This is a genomic window from Faecalicatena sp. (assembly GCF_058819085.1).
Window position 1 is genome coordinate 113,817 of sequence record NZ_JBZUUL010000025.1, and the last position, 15,787, is coordinate 129,603.

Below are 15,787 nucleotides of genomic sequence, written 5' to 3' on the forward strand. Positions count from 1 at the left end.
TGGTGTATACTAATAGTAGATAGAAAGTCGGGAAGAAGGGAGAATGCGTATGCCTAATATTTTACCAGTATCAGATCTGAGAAATTATAATGAAGTTTTAAAGAATTGTCATGTTGGGGAACCTGTGTTTCTTACAAAAAATGGGCGAGGAAGATTTGTTGTACTTGATATTGAAGATTATGAGAAAGAAAGGGCAGAGAAAAAACTTTTAATGAAATTACAGGAAGCGGAAGAAGCTGTAAAGGATGGGAAAGGATGGCTCAGCCTGGAGGAACTGAAGGCTGCTATGGGGGAATAAGTTATGATGAAACTTCGAATCAATCCATTGGTCCTTGCGGATTTGAAAGAGATTCATAATTTTATCGCAGAAGATAATATAGAGAAGGCAGAAGAAACAGTTCAAAAGATTTATAATAAATTTGAGAACATTCAATTATTTCCTGAAATGGGGGCAGACCTTTCAAAGCGTGTTAGTTTTCATACGGATTATAAATATGCTGTTTGGACGGATTATGTAATCATTTATAAAATAGTGAAAGAGTTCGTGGAAATTTATCGCGTAGTGAATCGTTATCAAGATATAACCAGGATTTTTGATTAGTTGCAGAATGATGTTTTAGACGGAACTGAAAAGAAAATATAAATAAGAGTGAGGCCTGTATTACTTTTGAGTAAGCAGGTCTTTTTTTATCTCACGATTGGAATTGGCTATACCAGATTCCAAAACTATGACATTAAGGAAAACTGCCCAAAAATCTTCTCTAAAATGATACAAAAGTCCCAAAAATCAAGCTTCAAATTGACAAAGTATGTATAGTGATACTATAATAAAATGAGAATGACAGAAAAATAACGAAATTGGTATAACCAGAAAGGAGCCGAGAAAATGGAAAAATTCAGGGTTCTTGAAATTAAGCAGAGTGTCTTTGCGGATAATGACAAACGGGCGGAGGAATTGAGGAAGGAACTGAAGGAAAAGAAGGTCTTTCTTCTGAACCTCATGTCATCCCCCGGATCAGGAAAGACCACTACATTATCAAGGACGATCGAGCAGCTTAAGGATGAGATGAAGATTGGTGTCATGGAGGCGGATATTGATTCAGACGTGGATGCGAGGACGATCTCTGAGCTGGGCGTAAAGGCGATCCAGTTACATACCGGAGGTATGTGCCACCTGGATGCGGATATGACGGCACAGGGGCTTAGAGGGCTTGAGACAGGAGATGTAGATCTGGCGATCCTGGAGAATGTAGGCAATCTCGTCTGCCCGGCAGAGTTTGATACAGGTGCGGTGAAGAACGCCATGATCTTAAGTGTTCCCGAAGGGGACGATAAGCCGCTGAAGTATCCGTTGATGTTTTCCATTTGCGATGTGGTGCTGATCAATAAGATCGACGTACTGCCTTATTTTGATTTTGACATGGAAAAATGCGAGCAGAATATCAAGATGAGGAATCCAAATGCCCGGATCATCCCGATCTGTGCCCGCACCGGGGAAGGCATAGATAAGTGGGCCGACTGGCTGAGAAGCGAAGTGAAGGCGTGGAAGGAATAAACGACAGAAAGACTGGGGTAAGAGGGCAGATTTTAGGAAGATAACGATAGGAAGAGAGAGTCAGAAAGGAAAGAGATATGGCAGAGCAGAGGGAACTGATTTTAAAACTGGGCCAGATGGTCACAGACAGAATCGGCCACAAGGTAACAGTAGACGATCCTGAATATTGGGGGCTCGCCTGTGTTGTGACAGATGAGATGGCCGAAGTAGCATTGAAGATGAAGGTACGCAGACCGATGACCTTCGAGCAGCTTCTTAAGGCGACAGGGAAAGAAGAGAAGGAATTACAAAAGCTGTTAGATGAGATGAGCATTGTAGGAATCCTTGAATACAACTGGGAGAATCCAAAGAGGGAGAAGCAGTACGTCCTCCCGATGTTTGTACCCGGAAGTGCAGAATTTACGAATATGAATGCGAAGCAGCTGGAGGAACATCCTGAGCTCGGACGATTTTTCGAGAATATGTCCAGGCTGCCGCTTGAAAAGGTCACACCGATGGTACCGCCGGGAGGCGCGGGGATCGGGATGCACGTCATACCGGTTGAGAAAGCCATTGAGATGGAGAATCAGTCCATCGACATCGAACATATTTCCCACTGGCTGAAAAAGTACGATGGGAAATACGCGGCAAGTCCATGCTCCTGCCGAATGTCGAGAAAGACCTTTGACGAGGGCTGTGCAGATGACCCGGCGGACTGGTGTATCGCTGTCGGTGATATGGCGGATTATGTGGTCGAGACGCAAAAGGGCGGAAGATATGTTACATATGACGAGGTGCTGGAGATATTAAAACGCGCAGAGGACAACGGGTTCGTTCATCAGATCACCAATATTGACGGAAAAGACAAGATCTTTGCGATCTGTAACTGTAACGTGAATGTCTGTTATGCACTGCGGACATCCCAGCTTTTCAACACGCCGAATATGTCACGTTCGGCTTATGTGGCCAGGGTGGAGACCGAGGACTGCGTGGCATGCGGACGCTGCGTGGAGTACTGTCCGGCAGGGGCTGTAAAGCTGGGACAGAAGCTGTGTACCAAAGACGGCCCTGTAACTTATCCTAAGCATGAGCTCCCGGACCGCACGAAATGGGGACCGGAAAAATGGGATGAGAATTACCGGGACAACAACCGCATCAACTGCTATGATACGGGAACTGCTCCTTGTAAGACGGCCTGTCCGGCACATATCGCGGTGCAGGGATATTTGAAAAAAGCTGCACAGGGCAAGTATCAGGAAGCGTTGGCGTTGATTAAGAAAGAAAATCCTTTCCCGGCAGTCTGCGGTCATATCTGCAACCGCCGCTGTGAGGATGCATGTACCAGGGGAACCGTGGATCAGGCAGTTGCCATCGACGAGGTGAAGAAGTTTATCGCCCGTCAGGATCTGGATGCCAAGAACCGTTATATCCCGCCGATCATCCCGCCGACAACGGGAAGACTTTTTACAGAGAAGATCGCCATCATCGGCGGCGGCCCGGCCGGATTAAGCTGTGCCTTTTACCTGGCAGAAAAGGGATATCATCCGGTAGTATTTGAGAAAAATGAGAGACCGGGCGGTATGCTCGTATATGGAATCCCTTCCTTTAAATTAGAGAAGGAAGTGGTGGATGCGGAGATCGAGATCATCCGTCAGATGGGCGTGGAGATCCGCTGCGGTGTAGAGGTAGGAAAAGATATTACGTTAGACCAGCTCCGCGGTGAGGGCTATCAGGCATTTTACATTGCCATCGGATGCCAGGGCGGCAGGATGGCAGGAATTCCGGGTGAGGATGCCGATGGCGTGATGACAGCGGTAGATTTCCTGCGCAAGGCGGCAGAGAATGAAAATTACCCGGTGGAAGGACGCACGGTCGTAGTCGGCGGCGGAAATGTTGCCATTGATGTGGCACGGACCGCGGGAAGATGCGGTGCATCCGAGGTTTCTATGTATTGCCTGGAAAGCCGGGACATCATGCCGGCATCCGCAGAAGAAGTGACAGAGGCTGAGGAAGAGGCTGTTTCCATCAACTGTGGCTGGGGCCCGAAGGAGATCCTGACTGAGAATGGAAAGGTGACCGGCATTGTATTCAAAAAGTGTCTGTCCGTATTTAATGAAGAGAAGAAGTTTGCTCCGGTCTATGACGAGGACGAGACCATCACAGTTCCTTGTGAGAGAGTATTCTTAAGTATCGGACAGAGCATCCAGTGGGGCGGCCTGCTTGACGGCACCAAAGTGGAATTAGGAAGAGGCAATGGTGCAGTGGCTGACCAGCTTACCTATCAGACCGCGGAACCGGATATTTTTGTGGGCGGTGACGTTTATACAGGACCGAAGTTTGCGATCGACGCGATCGCGGCAGGAAAAGAGGCAGCAATCTCCATTCACCGTTTTGTACAGCCGCACAGCAGCCTGACGATCGGAAGAAACCGCCGTCAGTTTATCGAGCTGGATAAGGAAAATATTAAGTTAGAGGAATATGATAATTCTTCCAGGCAGATTCCGGGAGTGGATGAGAGTATTGACAGACATCGGTCATTCAGAGATCCGAAGAAGGTATTCACAGAAGAGCAGGTCAAGATCGAGACGGCCCGCTGTCTGGGATGCGGAGCTTCCATTGTGGATGAGAATAAATGTATCGGCTGCGGTGTCTGCACGACCAAGTGTGAGTTCGATGCCATCCGTCTTCACAGGGAATTACCTGAATGCAGCACGATGCGCCGTTCCGAGGACAAGATGAAGGCAATCCTGCCATATGCTGCAAAACGCGGCCTGAGGATCAAGTTCGGCAGAAAGGAATAAACGATCATGCATGAACTGGGAATTGTGTTTCACATTATCGACAGTCTGGAAAAAGTAGGCCAGGAAAATAAGCTGACCCAGGTAGCCAGCGTTACCCTGGAGGTCGGTGAGGTCTCAGGGGTGCTGGATGATTACCTGAAAGACTGCTGGAAATGGGCGGCTGACAAGTCGGACCTTCTGCGGGGGGCAAAACTTATTACACAGCCGATCCACGCAGTGACATTTTGCGAGGACTGCGAGAGGACCTACAGTACACTGGAACATGGCAGAACCTGTCCGTTCTGTTCCGGCGATCATACATATTTAGTGACAGGGAATGAGTTTAATATTAAGGAAATAGAAGCATGTTAAGGAGGGAAACATATGCTATTTCAAATTTATGGGGAAAATGCCGGCTGGCAGTTGTTAGGATGGGTTCTGGTATTTGCAGGTTTGATTCTGTCAAATGAATTAGCGAGACGTACAAAGAAAGGCGGGATCTTCTGCTTTCTGATCCTGCCTGCGGCGCTGACGGTCTACTTCATCGCTATCTATGTGGGTGCAGCGATGGGCGCGGACTGGGCGCTGAATAATCCGACTTATGTTCATATGAACAGCTGGTTCCACTATGCCAAGCTGTATGCGGCAACTGCCGGATGTATCGGATTTATGATGCTAAAGTATAAATGGAAGATCGGAAAAACAGAGTGGTTTAAGGTGTTCCCGTTTGTGATCGTGGCGATCAATATTCTGATCGCAGTAGCGAGTGATTTCGAGTCCGGTATCAGAGGCTTCATGGCGCTTGCATCCCACGGAGACCGCTGGTGGCTGTCCTCTGAAAATGTATGGCTGTATGGCGGATGGTGGAACTGGGTCAACGGTATCGCAGGAATCCTGAACATTTTATGTATGACCGGATGGTGGGGAATCTATTCCTCCAAGGACAAAAAGGATATGTTATGGCCGGATATGACATGGTGCTTTATCATCGCATACGACCTCTGGAACTTTGAATATACTTACAACAACCTTCCGACCCACGCATGGTACTGCGGAGTTGCACTTCTGCTTGCTCCGACATTTGCCAATGCACTATGGAACAAGGGCGGCTGGATTCAGAACAGGGCCAATACACTGGCACTGTGGTGTATGTTTGCACAGGTATTCCCGATGTTCCAGGATACAAGCCGGTTTGCAACGATCCCGGTTTTGTATGCGGACGGCTTCATGGATGCGGCTATAAGACCGACGGCAGCCAATCCGACTATGCAGGGAGTGGTAGCAATCCTCGCTCTTGGAGCAAACGTGATCTGCCTGGCGTTTATTATCAAGCGTTCTAAGGAGCAGAAGAAGAATCCTTATAAGAATGAAATCTTTACAGATCAGAAAGATTTCCAGATTGCAATGGCAAGAGCTGAGAAATAATCAGACTGCGATTTTAAGAAGAGAGAAATGAAAATAGCGGAAGAGCAAGGGTGTGTTTCCATATGAGGAGGCACACCCTCTTTTTTGAAATTAATCGCTCTTTCTGCCCCAACTTAACCTTCTCTTAACTTTCCACCTGTTATACTGTCCGTGAGATTAGAATTCCAGGGTACTGTGCGTATCTGTATAGTCAAATAAATTTTGCTCAAAAGAAAGGTGGAAGATTGATGAAACATTGTTTACTTACAAGAATGATTTCCGTTATGTTATGTTCCGGCCTGCTGTTGACGGCTTGTTCTGTACCGGGATCAGGAACCGGAGGAAATCACACAACAGGTGCAGGGGGCAGCGAGGCTGTAACCATAGAAAAAGCTGCAGATTATCTTTATCGTGAAGCTGCCAAATATCAAAAAAGTGTGCCGGAAAAAGAGGAGCTTATGGAGAGTCTGCCTGGTCAGAAGGAGAAGGGTGGGGATTTAAGGATCCAGGTGCTCGTCATGGTCAGCCGTGCCTTTGGGGAGCTGCCAAAACCAACGGGGAATCAGGAGAGGCTTGCGCCAAAGGACATCAATCTTGAAAATGTGCCTCAAGAGGCCAGGGCAGATCTGGAAAAGCTAAATGCGGCAGGGGTTCTTGCCCAGAGTGACCTGGGGCAGGGAAAGTCAGATCCCATGTCAAAAAAGGAGCTTCATAACATAGTCCGGCGTATCTATGCTTTGTATGGTACGAATCTAAAGGATGATTTCTATTCAGCGGTCAATAAAAATGAACTGGATACGAAGGAAATCCCTGCCGGGGAGACCGATGCAGGAGGCACTTATGACCAGACGATCCAGGTGCAGAATCAGGTACGTTCGATCATTAAAAAGATCGTAGAGGGAGACGGATATACGCCAGGAAGCAGGGAGGCGAAGGTCAAGGCATTTTATGAGAGTGCTGTGGATTTTCAGAAAAGAAATGCCCTCGGTGCCGGGCCGCTGAAAAAATACATGGATGCTATCGATCAGGCCGATACACTAAAGGAACTCAGTGATGCCCAGATCCTTTCTTCAAAAGAAATCGCCTGCGGCAGCTTTTTCCCTATTATGTATCTGAATGATCCGAGAGACCCTGATAAAATGATCGCAACCTTAACCCCTCCGGTCGAAGGGATGAATGATGAAAGTGATACAGATCATCTGATCCGTCTTCTGACGCTTTCCGGAGAACCCAAGGGGGATGCCAAGGCTCATGTGGAGGCTTATCTGAATCTGGTAAAAAAAGCAGCAGAGACAAAGATCACTTCTGCGGATCCGGAATATGTCAGTGTAAAAGAACTGCAGAAGATTTTCCCTGATCTGGACGTGGAAGGGATTATCAGGGCCGGGGGAGATTCCATACCAAAAGAGCTCTGCCTGCAGATGCCGGAGATATTTCGGGAATCGGGAAAGATTTTCGGCGATAAAGAGTATCTTCCGGCATTAAAGACGGCGCTTAAGCTTCAGATCATCAATACCACCTACACATACCTGAGTCAGGATTTTCTGGAGGCATTTGATGAGTATAACCAAAGGACCATGGGGCAGGCCCCGGACAACAGTACCCCTGAGGAAATGGCGTATGCCATGGTTCAGAATACATTAGGGGATTATATCGATCGTTTGTATGCGAAGGAGTACTTTTCACCGGAAGCCAAAGAGGCTGTGGAGGATATGATCGTACAGTTTATCAATGTATATAAGGAGCGGGTTCAGAAGCTGGACTGGATGAGTGAGGAAACAAAGGCGGCCGCCATCCGCAAGCTGGATACCATGAAATTTTATATCGGCTATCCGGAAAAGTGGGACGATACCATGGATCAGCTGGAGATCACGGATAATTATTTTCAGAATCAGGTCAATGCGCTCAAGCTGATGCAGCAGCGTGTCCGGGATGAGGCTGAGGCTAAAATGAAGGGAAGTGGCCGGAATGATATGAAGATCCCGGTTGCAACTGTGAATGCCTATTATGATCAGCATTCCAACTCCATGTGCTTCCCGGCAGGAATTCTGCAGGCACCATCATTTGATGTGAATGCTTCTCTGGAGGAAAATCTGGGCGGGATCGGAACTACGATCGCACACGAGATCAGCCACGCCTTCGATAACAATGGAGCCAAGTTCGATGAGAATGGCAGCCAGAGAGACTGGTGGGAAAAGTCCGATTACGCTAAGTTTCAGGAGCTTTGTCAGGAAGCAGTGAACTTTTATGACGGTTTCGAGTCCGCGCCGGGGATTGCGATAAACGGGGAGCAGACGCTGGGGGAAAATATAGCGGATATTGGCGGTGTTGCCTGTGCGCTGGACGTTCTAAAGCAGAAGGAGGATCCGGATTATGATAAATTCTTCCGCGCTTATACGCAGGGCTGGTTAAAATGCACCACCCGCGCCAGGGCCGAGAGTCTTGCCGAGGTGGATGAGCACAGCCCGAGTATCTTAAGAGTGAACCGGGTGCTGGCGAATTTCCAGGAGTTTTATGATACTTATGGTGTAAAAGAAGGGGATGGCATGTATGTGCCTGAGAGTGAACGAATTAAGATATGGTAGTAAAAGCGGAGTGCAAAGGGGTCTGACCCCTTTGCACTCCTCTCTGTCCCTTTATGATTCAACAATCGGAAATTGCAGGAGAACCGTCGTTCCCTTCCCAGGTATGCTGTCTACCTGAATCTTCCCCTGATACCGCTCCATAACCGAGGCAGCGATGGCGAGCCCCAGCCCTGATCCTTCAATGTCCTGTGAACGTGAAGGGTCGACACGGTAGAAGGGCTGGAAGACCTCGTTTAGATGTTCCTTCGGGATTCCCATTCCCGAGTCAGCGACTTCAACGGCGGCCATATTGCCGGCGCGGTGCAGTGCAATACATACACTGCCGCCTCTGTGATTATATTTCACGGCATTTTCTGCCACATTGAAGAGGACCCTTTGAAATAGTACAGGACTTCCAGGAACAGTGAGCTCTTCCGGAGCCTCCAGGGAAAGCGTCACATCCTGTCCTGCCGCTTTTTCTTTCAGATCGGATAAGACCTTCTTTAGAGTGCTTTTTAGTGGCACGGGTTTGCGTTCAAGGATCTTAGAGCCTCCTGCCATGGCGAGGAGGGAGTCTACTGTCTGGCTGAGCCGTCCCAGGCAGTCATCGGCATCCTGTACGAATTCCTGATAGTCCTCTATTTGAGGTTCCTCATCCATCTGGAGGACCTGAAGGGAGGTTTTCATGCCGGCTATGGGGGTCTTCAGCTCATGGGCGGCATCTGCGGCAAATCGTTTCTGCACCTGGAAGGAGGCATCCAGCCTTGCGAGCAGATCGTTGAAGCTTTCTGACAACTGAAAAATTTCTTTTGTCCCTTTTTTGACTTCTACAGGCTGATCGAGCTTTTTTTCGTCGATGGTATGGAGCTGTTCTGTCAGCCGTTCCAGAGGTTTGACTAAGCGTCCGGTGGCCCACCAGGTAAAGAGAAGGGAGACCGCGGCTGTCAGAGCCATGACTTCCAGGCCCTGGGTGGAAAAGCTCCGCATGATATCTGTGACCGTGACACTGTCGGCTTCTATACTTGCACTGTCATAAGAGGAATCAGCAGAGTCCGGCACCTTTTCATGACCAGCTGCGGCATCCGTTCCAGCCAAGCTGTCGGGAGGCCCAAAGGCATCATTGAGTGCCAGATATTCCATATAATGTTGATTGGCAGAATAGATCGAGTTAACCGTGAGTACAAAACAGGCTGCGGTAACGATCAGCCCAACCGCTAGTGTGATCTGGATGCGCAGTGACCATTTTTTCATGCGTTTTCCTCCTTTGGCCCGGCAATACGGTACCCCTGTCCTCTTTGCGTTACGATATAAGTCTGGTCTCCTCCGGCGGCATCCAGCTTCTTCTTCAATGAATGCAGATGGACCTTGATGGCGTTTGAAAAGAGATCGGCATCACTTTCCCAGACGTGTTCAATGAGCTCCTCCGCACTGACGATCCTGTCCCGGTGAAACATCAGATATTCCAGGATCCCGTATTCCTTTGGGGTCAGCGCTACCTGTGTATCTCCCAGGTATGCCTGTTTTTCAGCAGTCTCTACTTTTAGGTCTCCACAGGTGAGGGCAGAGGCTCTGTGGAGAAATTTTCTTCGCAGCAGACTTCGGATCCGTGCCTCTAATTCCCCAAAGTCAAAGGGCTTTGTCAGATAGTCACTGCATCCTGCGTCCAGTCCCAAAATCTTATCCTCTGGTGTGTCCCGGGCAGAAAGGATCAGGATACGAATTTCTTCATCCTGTCTGCGGATGCGTTCCAGAACCTCCATGCCGCTGATCTTTGGAAGATTCAAGTCCAGGATCATCAGGTCATATTCGTTGAGGCCGTACAATTCCAGTGCCTCTTCGCCGTCATGAGCACAATCTACAGTATATCCGCGTTTACGCAGACCTTTTGCCACTGATTTTGATAGGATCGTGTCATCTTCTACTAACAGGATTTTCATGAATACGGCCTCCTTATCTCTCGCTGTAGCTGTTAAATGAATTTTGAATCTGCATTTTGGTTAATCATAATAAATAGTCCGGCTTCCGCTGATGCACTCACCCATGGAGTAATTGATCCATTCGATCGCACCCTTTGTATCCCGGCTGCGGATATAAGTCCACATCTTGTAGTTGCTTTCATAAAGCGATTCGATTCCGTACAAGTCGCAGTAGCGTTCCCACATGGTGAAAATGGGTGCGCGGAAGGACTGGAAGATGAGCGGCAGCAGAGTGTTATGTGATGCCAGGGCAAATTCATGCTGAAATTCGAAAGCAGCTTCAATGGCTTCCCGGGTTTCTTTAGCATCCCGTATCTGCTCGATAATCTTTAATAGGACCTGGATCTCCTCATCACTGATCCGGTCGATGCAAAGCTGTGCAGCCAGAGTATCCAGTGCGATCCGAACTTCGAAGATCGAGCGGATCTCCTCATTGCGTATCCTGCCGCCGTTGTATTTCATGATGGACATCAGTGTATCCAGAGTTCCCTTGCGCCGATAGTCTGCCACATAGGTGCCGCTTCTGGGCTTTACGATGAGAAATCCCTTTTTCTCCAATTCAGAAATCCCGCCGTTTACTACGGCACGGCTGACCTGCATCATTTCCGCGAGCTGACGTTCCGGCGGAAGCTTTTCGCCGATTTTCAGCTTCCCGGATAAAATCATGTGTTCCAGCTGGTCTACAAAAAGCTCCCTGAGAGAGGGTGAACTGATTTTTTGAAATTCCATGGAATACCTCCTGTTTTATATGCTGTATTGTGGTATGACCATATACCAGTTGATAAGTTTATTATAGAGGAAGAAGGGGGAGTTTTCAAATGATACTGCTATTTACCAGTGAAATTATGCCAGGCTTTCGATCCTGCCTTGCAATATCCAGACTTTCTACATATAATAGGAGCATACTAAAAGAAGGATTGTGATGTGGATGGAAAAGAAAGAAAAGAAGGATAGCACCCAGAAGAAGGAAAAACGTCCTTTCCGCAATATGTGGAAAGCATTAGGAATGGAGTTAAGAGAGCATAAGAGTTCTTTTATGGTCTATTTTATACTGCGTCTGCTGGTGATTGTTGTTATGGTCCTGCAGATTTTTAACAAGAACTATGAGAACGTATTCTTGTGTATCCTGACGCTGCTTTTGTTAGTGATCCCAAGCTTTGTTCAGGTGACTATGAAGATCGAGCTGCCGACGACACTTGAGATCATCATTCTTGTGTTTATTTTTGCGGCGGAGATCTTAGGTGAGATCAGGGAGTTTTACATTGTATTTCCGTTTTGGGATACAGTGCTTCATACATTGAATGGATTTCTTGCGGCGGCGATCGGATTCTCGCTTGTGGATCTGCTGAACCGAAGTGAGCGGATGGTCTTCAAGCTGTCGCCTTTATTTACCGCGATCGTTGCATTCTGTTTTTCTATGACTATCGGTGTGATCTGGGAGTTCTTTGAATTTGGCATGGACCATATCCTGGGATTTGATATGCAGAAGGATACGGTCATCCACACTATCCGGTCCGTCATGCTGGACCCTGCGGGGGGCAATAATGTGGCGGTTATCAGCAATATCAAAAACGTTGTCGTTCAGGGGAAGGACTTAAGCCTGGGCGGCTATCTTGATATTGGTCTGATCGATACGATGAAGGATCTTATGGTCAATTTTATTGGGGCAGTAGTGTTCTCCGTGATCGGATTTTTCTATGTAAAGAAACGGGGAAAGGGCAGCGTTGTAGGAAGATTTGTTCCTCGTAAGAAAAAGGAGGAGCGGGATTTCCTGAAAATCGTGGAGGCCCAGGAGGAGCAGGAAAACCTTGAGAAGCAGGAAAACCTTGAGAAGCAGGAAGCGTTAGAGCAGGAAATGCTGGCTAAGGAGAAGACAGGCAGGGAAAGCAGTACAAAACATTAAAATGAAATAGGACAGAAGAAAGCCCCCGTTTCTCATTCTTTTCGGGATAGAGAACGGGGGATATTTATTTATGTGGAATTCTTTTCTTAAAAATGTTGATAACAGTATAAGATCAGCCTCCAGATGTGAAAAAGTATTGCCGCTCCCAGTATGGTTGCCAGGATATAGACCAGGATTGTCGGGATGTTCCCAAGAACAGGTACAAGCAGGGCAAATCCGATCTGCTGCATTTCATGATCGGGATTGATATAGAACATATTGATGATTCCATATTGGCCAAAGAATTGATTGATACCTGCAGCTGCGGCACAGCACCCCAGATATAGGAGGGTACTGTCTCTGAGATCTGAATAAGCCGGCATGGAGAGGTTGTTCTCAAGCAGGTAACCGATACCGGCGCAGACCCCGATGATGATCAGCAGGAGATGCCACAGGTAGGAATGGATGGTCAGGGCCAAGATAGGGTAGTGCAGGCCGCTTGTATCTGCAAAAACAGCGATCCCTCCGAGGAGGCTGTAATTCATCAAAAAGGAGAGCAGCAGCATACGGATGCGCTGTTTTTTTACCCATGGGAGGACTAAAAGGATATACATGGCAATGCTGCATAGCTGGAATGGGAAATACCACCAGTCATAGGTACCATGATTTACCTGGAAGGTCAGGCACCACTGTTTCCAGATCTCACTTACAGCCATAATAAGGCCGCAGGAAAAGAAAAAGTGGTTCAGTTTTTGGATGATGTTCTTACGTTTTTTTAATATCTTCATATTTTATCTTTTGAATTCCTCTTAGTCTGGCTTGTGCATATTTTAGTTATGCAGTCTATTGAAAGGAAACATAATATTTTTTGAGCTTAACGATCATATCTGCTTAACTGGATTATAGATCAGATATTAGAAAAATGCACGCAGATATAAAAAATGGAATAAATTATGCTTCTTTTGAATGTGAGTTGCATGAGAAAATAAACGCATTGGTACTATAATGTAGAAAAACAGTATATTCCATTAAGAAATTGCTAAAGTTTCCATAAAGCTTGTTAAAATATAGACATAGTTATGTGCAATGTAACGAAAAGATTTGGAGTTGTGGATGTCTGGATTGTGCAAAATGTCGTTGCAAGTATTTCTGTTTTAATAAGATAAGAAAAAGAAAGATTAAAATTATATAAAATTCATAAAATTGCGGATTTAAAAGACAGAAATAATGGATAAAAAATTGGAGAAATGGCTGAGAAACAGCTCACATTTTTTTTCGTTGACAAACCAAAAAATTGGGCGTAATCTTTATTTAACTTTTAAGAGGAAACAATCTTAAAAGAGCGCGGCGGAGAGGGAATTTCGAGGGAAGAAGTTCTTTTTTTATGCACGAAACAGTGCAGGAGAAAATCCATTTCCGGCGTAATTTGAATGTAGAAAGGGAGGGAGCGATACGGGAAGTTTAACAGAGAAGTTACTGGAAGAGCTGAATTGTGAGACTGTGTTTACGATTCCTATTTTCGGCGGGATCGGCGTGGCTGAATCGGTAGTCGTGACGTGGGTGATCATGGCCGTGCTTGTGGGATTGTCTATCATCTTCGTACGGAATTTAAGGGTTGAGAATCCGGGGAAGAAACAGCTTGTGCTCGAATCAGCTATCGGATGGGCTTCTAACTTCTTCGAGGGCATCATAGGAAAAGAGAATAAGAGATATATACCTTATCTTATAACAGTCATTCTCTATCTGGGTGTTTCCAACATTATCAGTCTGTTCGGATTCAAGCCGCCTACTAAGGATTTGAACGTGACAGCAGCGCTCGCTATTATGAGCATGTTCCTGATTGAATATTCAGGCATACATAAAAATGGAGTCAGGCATTGGATCAAGCATTTTGCCGAACCGGTTCCGGTGGTTGCACCGATCATGGTTCTGGAGATCATCATCCGCCCGTTGTCCCTTTGTATGCGGTTATTTGGTAACGTACTGGGAGCATTTGTCATCATGGAGCTTTTGAAAGCCATTATTCCGGTCCTGGTACCGATACCGTTCAGTTTTTATTTTGATATTTTTGACGGGCTCTTGCAGGCATATGTGTTTGTATTTTTGACGGCACTGTTTATGAACGAGGAACAGGAGTAATGCTTGATGGAGCATTCGATATTGAACCTCATCAAGGAGGCTGTAAAGCGGATACTCAATATCCGTTTTGACAGCAGGTAAAAAGAAGTTGATAAGAAGTCTTTTTATAGGATGTATCAGAAAAAATTCTTAATTTTTAGAAGGAAAAGGAGATTTGTATTATGGGAACAATTATAGCAATCGGAGCAGGAATCGCAGTTTTAACAGGTGTGGGAGCAGGTATCGGTATTGGTATTGCAACAGGAAAAGCAGCGGATGCGATCGCAAGACAGCCTGAGGCTGAGAGCAAGATCAGCAAGACTTTGATCCTTGGATGTGCACTTGCAGAGGCAACAGCTATTTACGGTTTTATTATCGGTTTGTTGATTATCTTACTTTTAAAATAATAGGACATATAACAGGAAAGGCAGGTGGGACAGGTGCTGCAATTAAATGTGAACCTTCTCTTTACCATCATAAACCTTGTTGTTCTTTATCTTTTGTTGAAAAAGTTTTTAATCAAACCGGTAACCGATGTGATGGAAAAGCGTGAAAAACTGATCGCGGACGGCTTAAACGAGGCGAGCAGCGCAAAACAAGAGGCTGCTAAGCTGAAAAGTGAGTATGAGGCAGCGCTTACAGGCGCCAGGGAAGAGTCTGTGAGGATCGTGGAAAAGGCGCAGGTACAGGCAAAGGCTGAATATGAACGTATTGTAAAAGAGGCGGGCGTTAAGGCAGGGAGTATGCTGGATTCGGCTAAGGCGAATATTCAGTTAGAACGGGAGCAGACGATGAAAGCACTGCAGTCAGAGATTGCAGGACTTGCGATGACGGCGGCTGCAAAGATTGTAAGCGAAAAGACAGAGAATCAAGGAAATCAGGACATATATAATCAGTTTCTGGAAGAAGTAGGTGATGCTCATGACGACACAGACAGACACTAACGGCCAGAGCTGCCCTCAGGGGGCAGTGAGCTATACGAAGGAGTCAGACCAGCGAGTATGCCCGTTTGGGCAGGCTGGCAGCATAAGCGTAAGTACAAGGTATGCAAAAGTGTTGTATGAGCTGAATATTCCCAAAGAAGCCATACAGAAAACAAAGGACATATTCACAGAGGTCCCTCAGTTACATGATGTGTTTGTGAATCCAACCATCCGTATGGAACAGAAACAGAAAGTGATAGATCAGGTTTTTCCGGAGGAGATTCGGAACTTCCTAAAGGTGGCATGCAGATATCAGCGGATGGATCTGATCGAGGATATTTTTGCAGCCTACGACAGATACTGCGATGAACAGGAGCACATCCTGAAGGCAGTATTGACTTGTGTAGAACCTCCAAGCGAGGTACAGCTAAAAGAAATGAAGGCGTTTCTTTGTAAAAAATATGATGCCGTCAGGGCGGATATTGAGATCAGGACGGATCAGACTCTGCTGGGAGGCTTTGTGTTACATGCCGGCAGTGATGAGTATGACTGGAGCCTGAGGGGACGCCTGAATAGATTAGAACAAAAATTGACCTGGAGGTGAAC

16 protein-coding genes are annotated in these 15,787 nt (G+C 46.6%); 12 read left to right on the forward strand and 4 right to left on the reverse strand.

Annotated features, from left to right (window positions below; all coding sequences use genetic code 11):
• Nucleotides 1–49: 49 nt before the first annotated feature.
• The 7 genes from AC4OGX_RS13040 (at nt 50) to AC4OGX_RS13070 (ending at nt 8,303) form a co-directional block, all read left to right on the forward strand.
• Nucleotides 50–298: a type II toxin-antitoxin system prevent-host-death family antitoxin gene (locus tag AC4OGX_RS13040; protein ID WP_493331010.1), complete on the forward strand. Its 249-nt coding sequence runs from the start codon at nt 50–52 to the stop codon at nt 296–298.
• Between the two features lie 3 nt (nt 299–301).
• Nucleotides 302–601 (forward strand): type II toxin-antitoxin system RelE/ParE family toxin, encoded by a 300-nt coding sequence (locus tag AC4OGX_RS13045; protein ID WP_493331011.1) that lies wholly within the window; start codon nt 302–304, stop codon nt 599–601.
• Nucleotides 602–886: 285 nt separating this feature from the next.
• Nucleotides 887–1,555: a hydrogenase nickel incorporation protein HypB gene (gene hypB / locus AC4OGX_RS13050; protein ID WP_493331012.1), complete on the forward strand. Its 669-nt coding sequence runs from the start codon at nt 887–889 to the stop codon at nt 1,553–1,555.
• A gap of 77 nt (nt 1,556–1,632) precedes the next feature.
• Nucleotides 1,633–4,335: an FAD-dependent oxidoreductase gene (locus AC4OGX_RS13055; RefSeq protein ID WP_493331013.1), complete on the forward strand. Its 2,703-nt coding sequence runs from the start codon at nt 1,633–1,635 to the stop codon at nt 4,333–4,335.
• Nucleotides 4,336–4,341: 6 nt separating this feature from the next.
• Nucleotides 4,342–4,686: a hydrogenase maturation nickel metallochaperone HypA gene (locus AC4OGX_RS13060; RefSeq protein ID WP_493331014.1), complete on the forward strand. Its 345-nt coding sequence runs from the start codon at nt 4,342–4,344 to the stop codon at nt 4,684–4,686.
• A 12-nt stretch (nt 4,687–4,698) separates the two neighbouring features.
• A complete protein-coding gene (locus tag AC4OGX_RS13065; RefSeq protein WP_493331015.1) occupies nt 4,699–5,739 on the forward strand; it encodes a DUF5692 family protein in 1,041 nt (346 codons plus the stop codon).
• A gap of 227 nt (nt 5,740–5,966) precedes the next feature.
• Nucleotides 5,967–8,303, forward strand: coding sequence for a M13-type metalloendopeptidase (locus AC4OGX_RS13070; RefSeq protein WP_493331016.1), 2,337 nt, complete (start codon nt 5,967–5,969; stop codon nt 8,301–8,303).
• Nucleotides 8,304–8,354: 51 nt separating this feature from the next.
• On the opposite strand, the gene AC4OGX_RS13075 is transcribed toward AC4OGX_RS13070, so the two are convergent.
• Genes AC4OGX_RS13075 through AC4OGX_RS13085 form a run of 3 tightly spaced genes read right to left on the reverse strand, consistent with a single transcriptional unit; the run spans nt 8,355 to nt 10,987 of the window.
• Complete coding sequence (locus tag AC4OGX_RS13075; protein WP_493331017.1) at nt 8,355–9,533, reverse strand: HAMP domain-containing sensor histidine kinase; 1,179 nt, start codon at nt 9,531–9,533, stop codon at nt 8,355–8,357.
• A complete protein-coding gene (locus AC4OGX_RS13080) occupies nt 9,530–10,219 on the reverse strand; it encodes a response regulator transcription factor (protein WP_493331018.1) in 690 nt (229 codons plus the stop codon). Before AC4OGX_RS13080 ends, AC4OGX_RS13075 begins: the two co-directional genes overlap by 4 nt.
• A 60-nt stretch (nt 10,220–10,279) precedes the next feature.
• Nucleotides 10,280–10,987 carry a FadR/GntR family transcriptional regulator gene (locus AC4OGX_RS13085; protein WP_493331019.1) on the reverse strand — a complete coding sequence of 236 codons (708 nt, stop codon included), beginning with the start codon at nt 10,985–10,987 and terminating at the stop codon, nt 10,280–10,282.
• 199 nt (nt 10,988–11,186) lie between these two features.
• Between AC4OGX_RS13085 and AC4OGX_RS13090 the strand changes: the two genes are divergently transcribed.
• Nucleotides 11,187–12,161, forward strand: coding sequence for a DUF2238 domain-containing protein (locus tag AC4OGX_RS13090; protein WP_493331020.1), 975 nt, complete (start codon nt 11,187–11,189; stop codon nt 12,159–12,161).
• A gap of 86 nt (nt 12,162–12,247) precedes the next feature.
• Here the strand turns inward: AC4OGX_RS13090 and AC4OGX_RS13095 are convergent, their stop codons facing one another.
• On the reverse strand, nt 12,248–12,928 hold the full coding sequence (locus tag AC4OGX_RS13095) for a hypothetical protein (protein WP_493331021.1): 681 nt from the start codon (nt 12,926–12,928) through the stop codon (nt 12,248–12,250).
• Nucleotides 12,929–13,616: 688 nt separating this feature from the next.
• Between AC4OGX_RS13095 and AC4OGX_RS13100 the strand changes: the two genes are divergently transcribed.
• From AC4OGX_RS13100 to atpH, 4 genes are all read left to right on the forward strand, one after another.
• Nucleotides 13,617–14,279, forward strand: a complete 663-nt coding sequence (locus AC4OGX_RS13100) for a F0F1 ATP synthase subunit A (RefSeq protein WP_493331078.1) — start codon at nt 13,617–13,619, stop codon at nt 14,277–14,279.
• 161 nt (nt 14,280–14,440) lie between these two features.
• Entirely contained in the window at nt 14,441–14,665 is a 225-nt protein-coding gene (gene atpE, locus AC4OGX_RS13105; protein WP_109732527.1) for an ATP synthase F0 subunit C, read from the forward strand.
• A gap of 33 nt (nt 14,666–14,698) precedes the next feature.
• Entirely contained in the window at nt 14,699–15,202 is a 504-nt protein-coding gene (gene atpF / locus AC4OGX_RS13110; RefSeq protein WP_493331022.1) for a F0F1 ATP synthase subunit B, read from the forward strand.
• The gene (atpH, locus tag AC4OGX_RS13115; protein ID WP_493331023.1) at nt 15,180–15,785 is read left to right on the forward strand and encodes an ATP synthase F1 subunit delta; all 606 of its coding nucleotides are present in this window, start codon (nt 15,180–15,182) and stop codon (nt 15,783–15,785) included. The genes atpF and atpH overlap by 23 nt, the downstream gene beginning before the upstream one ends.
• The last annotated feature ends 2 nt before the right edge of the window (nt 15,786–15,787 follow it).